This is a genomic window from Streptomyces albiaxialis, from assembly GCF_039530985.1.
Taxonomy (GTDB): Bacteria; Actinomycetota; Actinomycetes; order Streptomycetales; family Streptomycetaceae; genus Streptomyces; species Streptomyces albiaxialis.
On record NZ_BAAAPE010000017.1, the window covers coordinates 1 to 16162 of the forward strand.

Genomic DNA, 16162 nt, shown 5'->3' on the forward strand with positions numbered 1-16162 from the left:
TGGTTCACAGCGTCCTCGCTGTTGTGTTACTTCAAAGGAACCTCAACCCGCCGATGACCGGCAGGCCGGGGTATCAACATATCTGGCGTTGACTTTTGGCACGCTGTTGAGTTCTCAAGGAACGGACGCTCTTTCGCGTTTCCTTTCCGCTGCCTCCGATTTAAGCACACGCTTCTCTCGATCGAAAAATCGAGGGGAAGTTGACTCAGAGAATCGGAGTGCCGCCCGCGCTCTCGGCGCCGGGCAGGTCTACGACCGTACAGGGGAGCCGGGCAGCGAGGCAAACCGGTTTCGGGTGACTTAGGCTGCGTCTGTTCGGATCTTCACCCCCGGGAGGCTTCCCATGACCACCGTGTCGTCCCCGTTGAATGGACGCGCCATCGGCCTCGCGGCCGTGCCCGACCCCGTCTTCTCCGGTGCCATGGTGGGCCCCGGCACCGCCATCGATCCCGTACGTGAGCGCACGGAGGCCGTGGCGCCGGTGGACGGGATCGTGGTGTCGCTGCACCCGCACGCGTTCGTCGTCGTCGACGCGGACGGGCACGGGGTGCTGACGCACCTGGGGATCGACACCGTGCAGTTGAACGGCGAGGGCTTCGAGCTGCTCGTCGCGAAGGGTGACAGCGTCACGCGCGGGCAGGCGATGGTGCGGTGGGACCCGGCGGCCGTCGAGGAGGCGGGGAAGTCCCCGATCTCCCCGGTGATCGCGCTGGAGGCGACCGCCGACTCGCTCGCCGACCTGGCCGAGGACGGCGACGTCACGGCGGGGCAGACGCTCTTCCTCTGGAACTAGCACTGCAGTACTGCAGCACGGAGCACGACAGAACTACCGCGGAGACGGGTGAGATGGACACAACGCTTCGAGGCGTCGGTGTGAGCCACGGTGTGGCGATCGGCGAGGCACGGCACATGGGTACGGCAGTGCTGGAGCCCCCGGCCAAGCAGATCGACGCCGAAGAGGCGCCGCGCGAGCAGCAGCGGGCCCGGCAGGCGGTGGAGGCCGTCGCCGCCGACCTCCAGGCGCGCGGCAACCTCGCGGGCGGCGAGGCGCAGGCCGTGCTGGAGGCCCAGGCCATGATGGCCCAGGACCCGGAGCTGCTGGCCGACGTCGAGCGGCGTATCGCCGTGGGCAGCACCGCCGAGCGCGGGGTGTACGACGCCTTCGCCGCCTACCGGGCCCTGCTCGCGAACGCCGGGGAGTACCTGGCGGGGCGCGTGGCCGACCTGGACGACGTGCGGAACCGTATCGTCGCCCGGCTGCTGGGCGTGCCGATGCCCGGTGTGCCGGACAGCGACGAGCCGTACGTACTGATCGCGCGGGACCTGGCGCCGGCCGACACCGCGCTGCTGGACCCGGCGCTGGTGCTCGGCTTCGTCACCGAGGAGGGCGGGCCGACCAGCCACAGCGCGATCCTGGCGCGGGCGCTCGGTGTGCCCGCCGTCGTGGCACTGCCCGGTGCGGGCGAGCTGGCCGAGGGTGTCGTCGTCGCCGTCGACGGCAGCACCGGTGACGTGGTCGTGAACCCCTCCGACGAGGAGCGGGCCGGGCTGGAGCGGGCGGCCGAGGAGCGGAAGGCCGCGCTCGACGCCGCGAAGGGGCCGGGCGCGACGTCCGACGGGCACAAGGTGCCGCTGCTGGCGAACGTGGGCGGGCCCGCCGACGTACCGGCCGCCGTGGAGGCGGGCGCCGAGGGCGTGGGGCTGTTCCGTACGGAGTTCCTGTTCCTGGACGACAGTGAGCGGGCGCCGTCGGAGGAGAAGCAGGTCGAGGCGTACCGGAAGGTGCTGGAGGCCTTTCCCGAGGGGCGCGTTGTCGTACGCGTGCTCGATGCCGGTGCCGACAAGCCGCTGGACTTCCTGACGCCCGGCGACGAGCCGAACCCCGCCCTCGGTGTGCGGGGGCTGCGTACGCTGCTGGACCACCCTGAGGTGCTCCAGAGCCAGCTCCGCGCGCTGGCGAAGGCCGCCGAGGGGCTGCCCGTCTACCTTGAGGTCATGGCGCCGATGGTCGCGGACCGCGCGGACGCGAAGGCGTTCGCCGACGCGTGCCGGGAGGCGGGGCTGAACGCGAAGTTCGGCGCGATGGTGGAGATCCCGTCGGCCGCGCTGCGCGCGCGTTCGGTGCTGCAGGAGGTCGAGTTCCTGTCGCTGGGGACGAACGACCTCGCGCAGTACACCTTCGCGGCGGACCGTCAGGTCGGGGCCGTGTCGCGGCTCCAGGACCCGTGGCAGCCCGCGCTGCTCGACCTCGTGGCGGCGTCCGCCGAGGCGGCGAAGGCCGAGGGCAAGAGCTGCGGCGTCTGCGGCGAGGCCGCGGCCGATCCGCTGCTGGCCTGCGTGCTGACGGGTCTTGGCGTGACCAGCCTGTCGATGGGGGCCTCGGCCATCCCGTTCGTACGGGCGCAGCTCGCGAAGCACACGCTGGCTCAGTGTGAGCGGGCTGCTTCTGCTGCTCGGGCCGCTGACAGTGGGCCCGAGGCTCGTGCCGCCGCTCAGGCGGTGCTTTCCGGCGAATGATGCTGCCCCTGTCGCGCCCACGCGGCGGAGCCGCACATTGACACAGCCCCGCGCCCCTGAGGTCTCAGGGGCGCGGGGAATTCTTTTGTCCTACGCGCCCTCGCCCGCCAGGCCCTCGTAGAAGCGCAGCAGGTCCGCGTTGTCGACCGAGCCCGGGTTGACGGCCTTTTCCATGGGGGTGCCCTGGAGGAGGCGCTTGACCGGAACTTCGAGGCGCTTGCCGGTGAGGGTGTGCGGGACGCCGGGGATCTCGATGATCTCGTCGGGGACGTGGCGGGGGGAGAGCGATGCGCGGATCGTCTGCTTGACCTTGTCCCGCAGGGCGTCGTCCAGGGTGGCGCCCTCGGCGAGGTGGACGAAGAGCGGCATCCAGTAGCCGCCGTCGGGGCGTTCGACGCCGATGACGAGGGACTCGCGGATCTCGGGGAGCCGTTCGACCGCCTCGTAGATGTCGGCGGAGCCCATGCGGACGCCCTGCCGGTTGAGCGTGGAGTCGGAACGGCCGTGGATGACGACGGTGTTCCGGCTGGTGAGGGTGATCCAGTCGCCGTGGCGCCAGGCGCCGGGGAACATCTCGAAGTAGCTCTCGCGGTACCGGCTGCCGTCCGGGTCGTTCCAGAAGCGGATCGGCATGGACGGCATGGGCTTGGTGACGATCAGTTCGCCGACCTCGTCGGTGACGGGCTTGCCGTGCGGGTCCCAGGCCTGGAGGTCGACGGCGAGGGACGGCGCCTGGAGTTCGCCCGTGTGGACGGGGAGGGTGGGGACGGCTCCGGCGAAGCAACTGCACACGTCCGTGCCGCCGCTGACGGAGGCGATCCACATGTCCCCTGTGCCTGCTGCGAACTCGTCGTGGATCCAGCGGAAGCCGTCGGGCGGGAGCGGGGAGCCGGTGGTGGCGACGCACTTGACGCGCGACAGGTCGTAGTCGCGGCCGGGGTGGACGTCGGCCTTGCGGCAGGCCATGACGTACGCGGCGGAGGTGCCGTAGACCGTGGTGCCCGTGCGCTCGGCCACGCGCCACTGGGCGCCCGTGTCGGGGTAGCCGGGGCTGCCGTCGTACGTGACGACGGTGCAGCCGGTGAGGAGGCCGGAGACCAGCAGGTTCCACATCATCCAGCCGGTGGAGGTGAACCAGAAGAAGCGGTCGCCGGGGCCGATGTCGTTGTGGAGCGTGAGCTGCTTGAGGTGTTCGAGGAGGATGCCTCCCTGGGACTGGACGATGGCCTTGGGCAGGCCCGTCGTACCCGAGGAGTAGAGCACCCACAGGGGGTGGTCGAAGGGGACCTGCTCGAAGACGGGTTCGGTGTCGGCGGAGGTGAGGGAGGCCCAGTCCAGGGCGCCCTCGGGGGCCTCGGTGCCGAGCAGCGGGACGTGGACGACGGCGCGGACGGTGGGCAGTTCGCGGCGCAGCTCGGCGACGACGTCGGCGCGGTCGTGCTCCTTGCCGCCGTAGCGGTAGCCGTCGACGGTGAACAGGACGACGGGCTCGACCTGCTGGAAGCGGTCGAGGACGCTGCGGGCGCCGAAGTCGGGGGCGCAGGAGGTCCAGACGCCGCCGACGGCTGCGGTGGCGAGGAGGGCGACGGCGGCCTCGGGGATGTTGGGCAGATAGCCGCTGACGCGGTCGCCGGGGCGGACGCCGAGGCGGCGCAGCTCGGCGGCGAGGGAGCCGACCTGGCGGCGCAGCTCCGCCCAGGTCACGGGCGTCGGCTCGTGGCGCTCGTCGACGTGGAGCAGGGCCGGGTCGCCGGCGCGGTCGGGGTCCTCCGCGGCGCGCAGGGCGTGCTCGGCGTAGTTGAGTGTCGCGCCGGGGAACCAGGTCGCGCCGGGCATCGCGGAGTCGGCCAGTACGGTGTCGTACGGGGTGGTGAAGCGGATGCCGCTCCACTCGGCGAAGGCGGCCCAGAAGGTGGCGAGTTCCTCGGTGGACCAGCGGTGCAGCGCGTCGTAGCTCGTCTGGGGGTCGCCGGGCGTGACGGGGGGCGCGCCGTGGTGCTCGTGCGCCCAGGTCTGGAAGCGGGTGATCTGTGCCGTCTCCACCCGCTCCGCGTCCGGCCGCCAGAGGGGCTCCGGCGCGGCGGGCTCCGGGGACTGCGGGGTGCTGCTGTGCGCTGGAGTGCTGTGCGCTGCGGTCATGAAGGGCTCCCTGGCTTCCCTGGCTCCGGCCCGGCGTCGCGTTCGCCGGATTCCTGTGCGCGTCCGGTGGCTGTGCAGGACGATGCCATGTGATCAACTTCCGCGCCAGGGTCGGCGTCACACACCCCGGGCAGGGGGTGTGTGGTGGGCGCACGGTGGCGCGCAGGTGAACGGCGGCTGAACGGCACTGACGCGGCCTCGCGACGATGGCAGGCTGAGCAGCATGGACGCGCGTGACCTGGTGCGGTCGGTGAAAGTGGTCGGGACGGCGCAGGGCGCGCGCGCCCTCCGGTCGGCCTGGCGTCGGCGCCGTACGGACGCGCGGGCGCTGCCCCGGGTGGGGGCCGAACGGGCGCGTACGCCGGGTGGGGCGACGGGCGCCGAGCCCCGGCCCGGCGGCGGGGTGATCCGTTTCGAGCGGTCGTCGCTGTGGGTGCGGGTGGCGGTCGGGGGCGCGGTGTTCTTCGGCTGGGACGGCGCAGGGCCCGAGCCGTCGTACGCGCTGGCGGGCGCGTGCCCCGAGCCGGACCCGCGCGTGGACCTGGAGCCGGACAAGGACGGCGGGTGGCGGGTCGTCTCGGAGCGGATGCTCGTCATCGTCTCGCGGTACGGCGCGGTGGAGATACGGACGCCGGGCGGCGTCCTGCTCCGGCGCGATCTGCCGCCGCGCTGGTGGGAGGGCGAGGGCACGCAAGAGGGGGACGGCGGGCAGGCGGGGACGGATGCGGGGACGGGGCCGGAGGCGCGCGAGGAGGGCGCGCGTTCGGCGTACGCGCGGTGGCTGCAGCGGACCGAACTGCCGCCCGACGCGCACTTCTTCGGGCTCGGCGGCCGGGCCTCGGGCCTGCGGCTGCGCGAGGGCACGTACCGGCTGTGGAACACCGACCCCGGCCCGTTCTCCCCCGGCCAGGATCCGCTCTACATCACGATGCCGGTGCTCATGGGCGTCGCGGACGTGGGCACGCACCTGGTCTTCCACGACAACACCTGGGACGGGCACGTCTCGCTCCGCGAGGGCGAGGAAGGGCTGGGCTCGGGGCACGACAGACCGGGCCGCTGCGAGGTGCGGATGTCCGGCGGGCCGCTGCGGTACTGGGTGCTGGCCGGTCCGCCCGCGCGGGTGCTGCACGGCTGGGCGGCGCTGACGGGCTCGCCCGCGCTGCCGCCGCGCTGGGCGCTCGGGCATCAGCACGCGCGGTGGGGCTTCGGCAGCGCGCGCGAGGTGCGGCGGGTCGCGGAGGGGTACCGGGCGCGCGGGCTGCCGCTGCGGGCGCTGCATCTGGACATCGACCACTACCGGGGCCACCGGGTCTTCACCGTGGACGAGGGGCACTTTCCCGATCTGCCGGGGCTCGCTGCCGAGCTGCGCGGGCGGGGCGTCCGGCTGGTGTCGATCGTGGACCCGGCGGTGAAGGCGGAGCCGGGCTGGACGGTGTACGACGACGGCGCGTCGGCGGACGTCTTCGTGCGGGACGGGCGCGGGCGCGAGGTGCGGGGCGTGGTGTGGCCGGGCGTGTCGGTCTTCCCGGACTTCACGGATCCGCGGGCCCGCAAGTGGTGGGGCGAGCTGTACGCGGAGCGGCTGGCGCAGGGGTTCGCCGGGGTGTGGCACGACATGAACGAGCCGACGTCGTTCGCGGCGTTCGGCGATCCGACGCTGCCGCTGTCCGCGCGGCACGCGCTGGAGGGCCGCGGCGGCGACCACCGCGAGGCGCACAACGTGTACGCGCTGACCATGGCCAGGGCCGGGTACGAGGGACTGCGCGGGCTGGTGCCGGAGCAGCGGCCGTTCCTCTTCTCGCGCTCCGGGTGGGCGGGGATGCAGCGCTACGGCGGCACCTGGTCCGGCGATGTGGAGACCGGGTGGGAGGGGCTGCGGGCCTCGCTCTCGCTGGTGCTGGGCCTGGGGCTGTGCGGGGTGCCGTACTCGGGCCCGGACGTGGGCGGCTTCACGGGGCACCCCTCCCCCGAGCTGTATCTGCGCTGGTTCCAGCTCGGGGCCTATCTGCCGCTGTTCCGTACGCACGCCGCGAAGTGGGCGGGGCGGCGCGAGCCGTGGGAGTTCGGGGACGAGGTCCTGGACCACGCGCGGACGGCGCTCGCGGAGCGGGAACGGCTGATGCCGTATCTGATGACGCTGGCTCAGCTCGCGCACCGTACGGGCGCGCCGTACGTGCGTCCGCTGTGGTGGCAGCATCCACGCGACCGGGAGCTGCGCGAGTGCGAGGACGCGTTCCTGCTGGGCGACGCGCTGCTGGTGGCGCCGGTGCTGGCGCCGGGCGTGCGCGCCCGTACGGTGCGCCTCCCCGCGGGGCGCTGGTACGACACGGCCACCGGCACCGCGTACGAGGGCCCCGGCACGGTCCGGGTCGAGGCTCCGCTCTCCCGGGTGCCCGTCCTGGCGCGCGCGGGCGCGGCGGTTCCGGTGACGGGACGGGACGGGTCCACGGAACTGGAGGTCTGGCCCCCGGCCTCGGGCCGCACGGGCAGCGGCCTCGTGATCCCGGATCCGGGCGAGGGCTGGGACCGGCCGCCTCCGGAACGGTTCACCGTGCGGGCGTACGGCGGCGGCGAGCGCGGACCGCGCGTGGTCGTCGAACGCGAGGACGGGGAACCGGTGCCGTACCGGGTGCGGGTGCGCAGGGGGTGAGGCCGGGTCAGGGGCCGGGGCCCGACGCCGCGCAGCGCGGCGGCCTCTCCCCCCCCGCTGTCTCAGCGCGCTGCCTCGGAGAGCATGCGGAAGAGAGTGTCGAAGCGCAGGTCGGGCGCGCGGGGCACGGTCGCGTGCAGGTTACGGGAGCGGTTGCGCCAGGCTCCGACGATCGCGGCCTCCAGATCCGTGCGGCAGGTCGCCGGATCCAGCTCCGGCACCCCGAGACCGTCGGCGACCGATCTGTACCTGCTCAGGTCCCGCCGGGTGCGGGCGGAGACCTCCCACTCCCGCAGCAGCGTCTCGACCGCACGGAGCCCGCGCCCGAACGGTCCGCCGGCCGCCCGGTCGGCCATCGCCTTGAAGCCTGGCGCGAATCCGGCCGTACGCAGCTCCACATCGCGCTGGTTCTGCAGCGGTTCGACGCCCGGCAGGTCGGCCAGCGCCACCGCGGTCAGCCAGCAGGCGATGGAGTGGTTGCCGGACTGTCCCTCGGCGATGGACCACTCGTAGAAGAACCGGCGAGCCGCCTCCGCGTAGTTGACCATCGAGCGCAGGCCGTCGAGGCAGTCCTCCGCCACCCCGCTCAGCTCGTCGTGCAGGTCGTTGTTGCGCAGCACCACGAACAGGTTCACCACGCGGCGAAGATCGTCCGGTTCCTCGTCGACCGCGGCACGGGCGGAGGCGAGGGCGAGCTGGGGGTCGCTCTGGAGGGACTGCGACAGATAGCGGAACGCCTTCGCCTGCACCCCGGTGCGGGGCCGCTTGGCGACCCGGATCCCGGCACGGGTCAGGTTTCCGTACATCGCCTTCAGGTCCATCCCGTCGAGGTTGCGGGCGACGCGCATCGCGGACTCGGCGATGGCCCGGTGGCGCACCAGCAGCCGGTCGCCGGCGCGGGTGGCCGCGGCCTCTTCGCCGAGCGGTCTCACGACGTCCTGCTCGACCAACGCGGGGTCGATCCCCAGTGTCTCGGCGAGGATGAGCGGTGACATCTCCCGGACATCGATCGCGTGCAGCGCGGCGATATGCACGAACGCGTTCGCGAGGGTGGTGCCGTTCTGCAGGCGATAGCGCACCAGCCGCCGCAGCATGTCCATCACGTGCTCGTCCAGCCGGTCGCCGACGCGCACCCGGAGCATGCCACCGAGCAGGGCGCCGTCGTTCCTGCTGGCCTCTTGGCCGCGGGTCGCCTCCAGGAGCGCGCGGGCGCGGTCCTCGACCCGGTTGTACGAGGCGAGTTGGCCGAGGGCCTCGTACTCCGCCCAGGCCTCGACGATCTGCTGCGCGTCGCCGCTCTCCTCGCTGAGCCCGCGCAGCGGGACGCGGTGGACCGAGAGGTGCAGCGTCCGCCAGGGCAGCGAATCGGCGCGGGCGGCCAGCCAGTCGGTGTCCCGCGCCGCGAGCAGGAAGTGGATGTCGGGGCGGTGCTCCAGGCGCCGGATGATCTCGAAACAGTCCGCGGCGATCTCCTCCGCGTCGTCGGACACGAAGAGGGTCTTGCGGTCCGTGTCCAGGTCCGCGACGCGCTCGGGCATCAGGTCGCTGCCCGGGGGCCGCCAGAACACCCGCCACTCGGGCGATCCGCCGCCGATGTCCGCGGCGACCTGCCGGATGAGAGTCGACTTGCCCTCGCCGCTGGGTCCGATGACCAGGTGCAGTGTGCTCGCCGGAAGCGGCTCGTAGAGCAGCCGTCCCGTGATGCGCGAAGCGGCTTCGCGGCGGGGCGCCCCGGCGACGACCGTCCCCCAGGTGGGTACGGCACCGTCGAAGTAGCGGACCATCTCCTGGTCCGTCGCTTCCCGGTAGTTCGCCAGGAAGCCGTCGTCGATCGTCATCCAGTCCAAGGGGCCCCGTCCTCACTCCAACGGCTCAGTGCGCATAGGTTAGTCGAGAGCGACGACAAGATCGGAGGCGGATTCGGCATGGTGGATGTGCTGGCGTTGATCGTCGCCGCGCTGAGTCTGCTGTCGACCGCGTTCCTGGCGTACCGTCAACTCCGGTTGCAGACACGGCTCGCGGCGATCGAGGAGGCACGGCGCGCCGAGGAGATCGCGCAGCGGGACCGGGAGCGGCGGGAGCGGAACACCGCGGCCGTCACCGCCGAGGTCCTCGGTGACGGCCGCGTCCTGCGCGTCGTCAACAACGGTCCGGCCGAGGCCTCCGACGTCTCCGTCACACTCGCCGCGACCGAGCCGGGCAAGTCGCCTCCCCGTATGAAACCGGGCGGCGGATCGCGCACGGTGGACCGGCTGTCGCCCGGCCACGACCTCCGCTGCGAGCTGACGTCTCCCTACGGGATGAGCGCCGCCATGGAGGTCCGGCTGGAGTGGCGCGACGGCACGGGGCCCCGCGTCGAGAAGGTTCTGCTGGCCACGGGGCCGGGGAACGGCTGAGGAGCCGTCCCCCGGGCCGGGGTCACCTGGGCAGCGAGCGGCGGGAGACCGGGAAGTCGAAGTACGTGTCGGGGAACGTCTCCTTCTTCAGGGTGTAGTGCCACCACTCCTCCGGGAGGTTCTTGAAGCCGGCCTTGTCCAGGGTGGTCTTGAGGAGGTGGCGGTTGGCGCGCTGTTCGCCCTGGATGCGGGGGTCCTCGGTGTGGGAGAGGGTGTCGAAGCAGTCGAAGCCGGTGCCCGTGTCGACGGAGTTGTCGGGGAAGCGTTCGGACTTGGGCGCCGCGCAGTCGGTGAGGGGCTCGCCCGGGACGTAGGGGCGGGTGGGCTGCGCGGGGAGCTTCACGATGGTCAGGTCGACGGTGCTGCCGCGGCTGTGACCGGACTTCTCGGCGATGTAGCCGTCCTCGAAGAGGCGGTTCTTCTCCACTCTCGGGTAGAACTCGGCCTTCATCCGCTCGTCCTGCAGGTCCTTGGCCCAGCGGACGAAGTGGTCCACGGCGCGCTGGGGGCGGTAGCAGTCGTAGACCTTGAGGGTGTAGCCGCGCTTGAGGAAGGACTTCTGGGCGCGGTGGAGGGCCTTCGCGGTGTCCTTGGTGACGAGGCACATCGGCTGCCGGTAGCCGTCCACGGGCTCGCCGACGAAGTTGTGCGGGGTGAAGTAGCGGATCTCCTGGAGGATCGTCGGGTCAGCGTCGCTGAGGGCGACGAACTCCTTGGGGGCCTTGGGTTCCATGCCCTTCGCGGCGTGGGCCGCGGGGGCGCCGGTGAGCGCGGTGGTGACCAGGAGCCCGGCGAGGACGGAGGAGGCGGCGAGCGCTGCACGTCGTGTCATGCCCATTCCTCTATCAAAGGAGAACGGCGGCACGGAACCACCCCCGTGAGCCCCCTGCCGCCGTTCATGTCCAAGTGGACGCGCGTGTCCCCGGCTCGGTTCGGAAGATCGGCGGGCCGTACACGAGCGTGAGGAACTGGTGACGCCCTGGTGACAGTGTCCGCGCGGCGTGCCACACTCCTGACGGTTCGTCAGATACGCGGAGGGGCAACCGGAGGGGAGGGGCCGTGGCACGCGTGCGCAGGCCCGTCGTGGAGGGCTGGTTCGGCGGCGAGGGAGCGGAGTTCGCGCTGCTCGGAACGCGGTGCCGGGAGTGCGCCGCGGTCTTCTTCCCGCGCGAGGACGCCTTCTGCCGCAATCCGCGCTGCGCGGGTACGGAGCTGGAGGAGGTGCCGCTCTCGCGCCGGGGACGCCTGTGGTCGTTCACGGACGGCCGTTACCGCCCGCCCGCGCCGTACGTCTCGGATCCGGAGCGCACGTGGGAGCCGTACGCGCTGCTCGCGGTGGAGCTGGAGGCCGAGCGGATGGTGGTGCTCGGGCAGGCGCCGCCCGGGGTCACCGTCGACCGGCTCCGCGTGGGGATGGAGGTCGAGCTGGTGCCCGGAGTGCTCAACGAGGACGAGGAGCACACCTGGACGACCTGGCACTGGCGGCCCGTCGACGTCGGCGGAGGAGGCGAGACGGCATGAGCGGCACGGGCGAGGACGTCGTGGTCCTCGGGGCCGGAATGCACCCGTGGGGCAAGTGGGGCCGCGGCTTCGTCCGGTACGGCACGGAGGCGGCGCGTGCGGCGCTCGCGGACGCCGGGCTGGAGTGGACGGACATCGGCTCGGTGGTCGGTGCCGACACCGTGCGCGGCGGCTATCCGGGATACGTGGCGGGGGCGACGTTCGCGCGGGCCCTGGGCTGGCAGGGCGCGCGGGTCACCAGCGTGTACGCGGCGTGCGCCTCGGGCGCGCAGGCCATCGCCACGGCCCGCGCCCAGCTCCTGGCCGGGCTGACCGACACGGTGCTCGTGGTGGGCGCCGACGCCGCGCCCAAGGGCTTCTTCGCGCCCGCGGGCGGCGAGCGCCCCGACGACCCCGACTGGCAGCGCTTCCGGCTGCTGGGCGCGACCAACCCGGCGTACTTCGGGCTCTACGCGCGCCGCCGCATGGCCGTGTACGGGGACACCCCGGAGGATTTCGCCCGGGTCAAGGTCAAGAACGCGGCGTCCGGCGCGCTCAACCCGTACGCCCGCTACCGCGCGCCCGTCACCGCCGAGGAGGTCGCGGCCTCCCCCGTGGTCGCCGACCCGCTGCGGCTGCTGGACATCTGCGCGACCTCGGACGGCGCCGCGGCGCTCGTGCTGTGCCGTGCGGAGTACGCGCGGCGGCACGCGCCCGCGGGGGTGCCGTCCGTGTGGATCCGGGCCGTCTCGACGGCCACGCCCGAGTACCCGCGTACGGCCCTCGACCTGCCGGACCTCGCGACGGACTCGGCGGCCGGGGTGCCGGAGCCCGCGCGTCCGTTCCGCGCGGCGCTCGCGCACGCGGCGTACGAGGAGGCGGGGCTGGGGCCCGGGGACATGTCGCTGGCGGAGGTCTACGACCTGTCCACCGCGCTGGAGCTGGAGTGGTACGAAGACCTCGGGTTCGCGCCGCGCGGCGAGGGCGCGAAGCTCCTCCGGGAGGGCGCCACCGAGCGGGACGGGCGGATTCCGGTGAACCCGAGCGGCGGCCTGGCCTCGTTCGGCGAGGCGGTTCCCGCGCAGGCCATCGCCCAGGTGTGCGAGCTGACATGGCAGTTGCGCGGGCAGGCGGGCGACCGGCAGATCGCGGGCGCGCGGGCCGGGATCACCGCGAACCAGGGGCTGTTCGGGCACGGCTCCTCGGTGATCGCGGTGCGCTGACCCCGGCGGCCCGCCGGTCCGCGCCCTCCGCCGAGCCGCGCGATCCGTATCCGCCGCTCATCTTGACGCCCCCTCAGCGGAGTTGAACACTGCCGTCACGCTCGACGCGGACGCAGGGCACGTCGGGCACGTCGGCACTGGGGGGCCGTCATGGATCAGTTTTCCAATGGGGACATCTTCGTCGGTGAGATCATCGGGACGGCCATCCTGATCCTGCTGGGAGCGGGTGTCTGCGCGGCCGTCAACCTCCGCTTCTCCAAGGCCAAGGACGCCGACTGGATCGTCGTCGCCTTCGGCTGGGGCTTCGGCGTGATGGCGGGCGCGTACACGGCCGGCACCCTCTCGGGAGGGCACCTCAACCCGGCCGTGACCCTCGGCATCGCCATCGCCGAGGGCGACAACTGGGGCAAGGTGCCGGTCTACCTCGCGGGCCAGATGATCGGCGCCGTCATCGGCGCCACGCTGTGCTGGGTGGCGTACCGTGCGCAGTTCGAGGCCAACCGCGACAAGGACAACGCCTCCCCGACGCTGGGGATCTTCTCCACGGCGCCGGAGATCCGCAAGCCGGTGGACAACCTGCTCACCGAGGTCGTCGCGACGTTCGTGCTGGTGCTGCCGCTGCTCTCGTTCGGCGAGACCAAGAGCCTGGGCCCGGGCGCGACCGGAACGGGCACGCTGCTCGTCGCGTTCCTGGTGGTGGGCATCGGCCTCTCGCTCGGCGGGCCCACCGGCTACGCCATCAACCCGGCGCGCGACCTGGGGCCGCGCATCGCACACGCGCTGCTGCCCATACCCAACAAGGGCACCAGCGACTGGGGTTACGCGTGGATCCCGGTCGCGGGGCCGCTGATCGGCGGCGCGCTGGGCGCGCTGGTCTACGAGCTGGCCTTCTGACGCCCACCGTCCCCGGCAGTCCCGGAGCAGTCCCGGGGCAGTCCCGACGTAGTCCCGACCAACCGAGGGGTCCACACACATGACGGACAAGTACGTCGCAGCGATCGACCAGGGCACCACGTCCAGCCGCTGCATCATCTTCGACCAGGACGGCGCGATCGTCGCCGTCGACCAGCGCGAGCACCGCCAGATCTTCCCGAAGCCGGGCTGGGTCGAGCACGACGCGAGCGAGATCTGGTCCAAGGTCCAGGCGGTCGTCGCGGGCGCGCTCGCCAGTGCGGGACTGCGCGCCGAACAGCTCAGCGCGGTCGGCATCACCAACCAGCGCGAGACGACGGTGCTGTGGGACCGCTCGACGGGCAAGCCCGTGCACAACGCGATCGTCTGGCAGGACACCCGCACCTCCGCGCTCTGCACGGAGCTGGGCGGCACGGACGGCCAGGACCGCTTCCGCGACCGTACGGGACTGCCGCTGGCCAGCTACTTCGCGGGGCCGAAGGTCGCCTGGCTGCTGGACAACGTGCCGGGGCTGCGGCAGCGCGCCACGCACGGCGAGATCGCGTTCGGCACCATCGACTCCTGGCTGATCTGGAACCTCACCGGCGGCACGGAGGGCGGCAGGCACGTCACCGACGTCACCAACGCCTCCCGCACGATGCTGATGAACCTGGAGTCCCTGGAGTGGGACCAGAGCGTGCTGGACGCGATGAACGTCCCGGCCGCCGTGCTCCCCGAGATCAGGTCGTCCTCCGAGGTCTACGGTACGGCCACGGGCCAGCTCGCCGGGGTGCCGGTGGCCTCGGCGCTCGGCGACCAGCAGGCGGCCGTGTTCGGGCAGACCTGCTACGGCGTGGGCGAGGCCAAGAACACCTACGGCACCGGCTCGTTCCTGCTGCTCAACACCGGCAACCGACCGGTGGCGAGCAAGAGCGGGCTGCTGACGACGATGGGCTACCGGCTCGGCGGCGAGGCGCCCGTCTACTGCCTGGAGGGCTCGATCGCGATCACCGGCGCGCTCGTGCAGTGGTTCCGCGACCAGCTCGGCATCATCAGCGAGGCCTCGGAGATCGAGACCCTCGCCGCGAGCGTGGACGACAACGGCGGCGCGTACATCGTCCCGGCGTTCTCCGGGCTCTTCGCGCCGTACTGGCGCTCGGACGCGCGCGGCGTCGTCACCGGGCTCACCCGTTACGTCACCAAGGCGCACCTGGCCCGGGCCGTGCTGGAGGCCACGAGCTGGCAGACGCGCGAGGTCGTGGACGCGATGTACCAGGACTCGGGCGTCCGTATCACCACGCTGAAGGTCGACGGCGGGATGACGGCCAACGGGCTGCTGATGCAGCACCAGGCGGACGTGCTGGGCGTGCCGGTGATCCGGCCCGTGGTGTCCGAGACGACCTGTCTGGGCGCGGCGTACGCGGCGGGCCTGGCGACCGGCGTCTGGTCGGACCTCGACGAGCTGCGGTCGCACTGGAAGCGGGACGCCGAGTGGTCCCCGCGGATGACGGCGGACGCGCGGGAGAGCGAGTACCGCAACTGGCGCAAGGCGGTGGAGCGCAGCTTCGGCTGGCACGAGGACGGCGAGGGCTGATCTCTCCCCCGCCCCGAGCCCCGCGCCCCCGCGGGCGCACCCGGGCCGCGGGCACGGTCGGCACCCTGGACGGCGGGGTACCGGCCGTGCCCGCTCAGCTCGTCGGCGCGGGCGTCGGCGCGGGCCCGGGCGCTGACGCGGAAGCGGGCGCGGAGGTGGACCCGGAGGTGGATGCGGCCTCGCGTCCCGCCCGTTCCGCCGCCGCCTGCGCGCTCGCGTGCATCGCGTGCTCGACGACCGAGATCAGCACGTCCCGCGCGGACTCGCGCTCGCGCGCGTCGCACAGCATCAACGGCACCTCGCCGTCCAGGTCCAGCGCCTCGCGGACCGTCTCGGCGGGGTGACGCTCGGCGCCGTCGAAGCAGTTGACGGCGACCGTGAAGGGGATGCGGCGCCGCTCGAAGTAGTCGATCGCGGCGAAGCTGTCCTCCAGGCGCCGGGTGTCGGCCAGCACGACCGCGCCCAGCGCGCCCTGCGCCAGCTCGTCCCACAGGAACCAGAAGCGGTCCTGTCCCGGCGTGCCGAAGAGATAGAGCACGAGGCCGTCGTGGATGGTGATGCGGCCGAAGTCCATGGCCACGGTGGTGGTCGACTTCGCCTCCACCCCCTGCGTGTCGTCCACGACGGTGCCCGCCTCGCTGAGCGTCTCCTCCGTGCGCAGGGGGCGGATCTCGCTGACGGCGCCGACCAGCGTCGTCTTGCCCACCCCGAATCCGCCCGCCACCAGGATCTTCAGCGTGACGGGCTCGGGCGCGGGCTTGTGTCCACCGCGCTTAGAGCGCCCGAAGACCATTGATCACCTCTCTGAGGATGCTCTCGTCCGGTAGTTCGGCCGGAGGGACGGGACGGGTGACGCGCACGAGTTCGGCCTCCAGGAGGTCGCCGAGGAGCACCCGTACGACGCCGACGGGCACGTCCAGCTCGGAGGCCAGCTCGGCGACCGAGAGGGGCGAGCGGCGGCACCGCTCGACGATGTCGACGTGCTCGGGGACGAGGGTGCGGTGCGGCAGGAGGGACTCCTCCTCGGCGGCGCGGATCACCCGCTCCACGTCCTCCGGCGTCTCCACCGCCTCCCCGTCCGCGTCGTCGGCCTCCTGGGCCGTGACCACCGCGATGAGGTCGATCCGCGTCTCGCCGGGACCGCTGCGGGTGCGGCCGCGCGTCTTGGCGTACGGCCGCACCACGGGCCCCGCCGCGTCGTCGAACCAGCGCTCTGTCATGGCCAGCGCGTCCCGTCAGTCCCTCGTCCCGT

12 protein-coding genes and 1 pseudogene are annotated in these 16162 nt (G+C 72.7%); 8 read left to right on the forward strand and 5 right to left on the reverse strand.

Annotated elements, in window-relative coordinates:
- Positions 1–343 precede the first annotated feature (343 nt).
- On the forward strand, positions 344–793 hold the full coding sequence (locus tag ABD343_RS34000; protein ID WP_344533902.1) for a PTS sugar transporter subunit IIA: 450 nt from the start codon (positions 344–346) through the stop codon (positions 791–793).
- Positions 794–846: 53 nt separating this feature from the next.
- On the forward strand, positions 847–2517 hold the full coding sequence (gene ptsP / locus ABD343_RS34005; RefSeq protein ID WP_344533904.1) for a phosphoenolpyruvate--protein phosphotransferase: 1671 nt from the start codon (positions 847–849) through the stop codon (positions 2515–2517).
- A gap of 90 nt (positions 2518–2607) precedes the next feature.
- Here ptsP and ABD343_RS34010 read toward each other — a convergent pair whose 3' ends face one another.
- Complete coding sequence (locus ABD343_RS34010) at positions 2608–4656, reverse strand: acetoacetate--CoA ligase (protein ID WP_344533906.1); 2049 nt, start codon at positions 4654–4656, stop codon at positions 2608–2610.
- A gap of 223 nt (positions 4657–4879) precedes the next feature.
- On the opposite strand from ABD343_RS34010, the gene ABD343_RS34015 reads away from it, so the two are divergent.
- Positions 4880–7306 carry a glycoside hydrolase family 31 protein gene (locus tag ABD343_RS34015; protein WP_344533908.1) on the forward strand — a complete coding sequence of 809 codons (2427 nt, stop codon included), beginning with the start codon at positions 4880–4882 and terminating at the stop codon, positions 7304–7306.
- Positions 7307–7368: 62 nt separating this feature from the next.
- Here ABD343_RS34015 and ABD343_RS34020 read toward each other — a convergent pair whose 3' ends face one another.
- On the reverse strand, positions 7369–9144 hold the full coding sequence (locus tag ABD343_RS34020; protein ID WP_486387854.1) for a P-loop NTPase: 1776 nt from the start codon (positions 9142–9144) through the stop codon (positions 7369–7371).
- Between the two features lie 87 nt (positions 9145–9231).
- On the opposite strand from ABD343_RS34020, the gene ABD343_RS34025 reads away from it, so the two are divergent.
- Positions 9232–9702, forward strand: a complete 471-nt coding sequence (locus ABD343_RS34025) for a hypothetical protein (protein ID WP_344533911.1) — start codon at positions 9232–9234, stop codon at positions 9700–9702.
- 22 nt (positions 9703–9724) lie between these two features.
- On the opposite strand, the gene ABD343_RS34030 is transcribed toward ABD343_RS34025, so the two are convergent.
- Positions 9725–10534, reverse strand: a complete 810-nt coding sequence (locus ABD343_RS34030) for a M15 family metallopeptidase (protein WP_344533913.1) — start codon at positions 10532–10534, stop codon at positions 9725–9727.
- Between the two features lie 227 nt (positions 10535–10761).
- On the opposite strand from ABD343_RS34030, the gene ABD343_RS34035 reads away from it, so the two are divergent.
- From ABD343_RS34035 to glpK, 4 genes are all read left to right on the forward strand, one after another.
- Positions 10762–11223, forward strand: coding sequence for a Zn-ribbon domain-containing OB-fold protein (locus ABD343_RS34035; protein ID WP_344533914.1), 462 nt, complete (start codon positions 10762–10764; stop codon positions 11221–11223).
- Complete coding sequence (locus ABD343_RS34040; RefSeq protein ID WP_344533916.1) at positions 11220–12425, forward strand: lipid-transfer protein; 1206 nt, start codon at positions 11220–11222, stop codon at positions 12423–12425. The genes ABD343_RS34035 and ABD343_RS34040 overlap by 4 nt, the downstream gene beginning before the upstream one ends.
- 150 nt (positions 12426–12575) lie before the next feature.
- Complete coding sequence (locus tag ABD343_RS34045) at positions 12576–13319, forward strand: MIP/aquaporin family protein (RefSeq protein ID WP_344533918.1); 744 nt, start codon at positions 12576–12578, stop codon at positions 13317–13319.
- A 79-nt stretch (positions 13320–13398) separates the two neighbouring features.
- Positions 13399–14910: a glycerol kinase GlpK gene (gene glpK, locus ABD343_RS34050; RefSeq protein ID WP_344533919.1), complete on the forward strand. Its 1512-nt coding sequence runs from the start codon at positions 13399–13401 to the stop codon at positions 14908–14910.
- Positions 14911–15097: 187 nt separating this feature from the next.
- Here glpK and ABD343_RS34055 read toward each other — a convergent pair.
- Both ABD343_RS34055 and ABD343_RS34060 read right to left on the reverse strand, forming a co-directional pair.
- A pseudogene (locus ABD343_RS34055) lies at positions 15098–15703 on the reverse strand (GTP-binding protein); the annotation flags it as partial.
- Entirely contained in the window at positions 15684–16130 is a 447-nt protein-coding gene (locus ABD343_RS34060; protein ID WP_344533921.1) for a DUF742 domain-containing protein, read from the reverse strand. The pseudogene ABD343_RS34055 and the gene ABD343_RS34060, both read right to left, overlap by 20 nt.
- Positions 16131–16162: the final 32 nt, after the last annotated feature.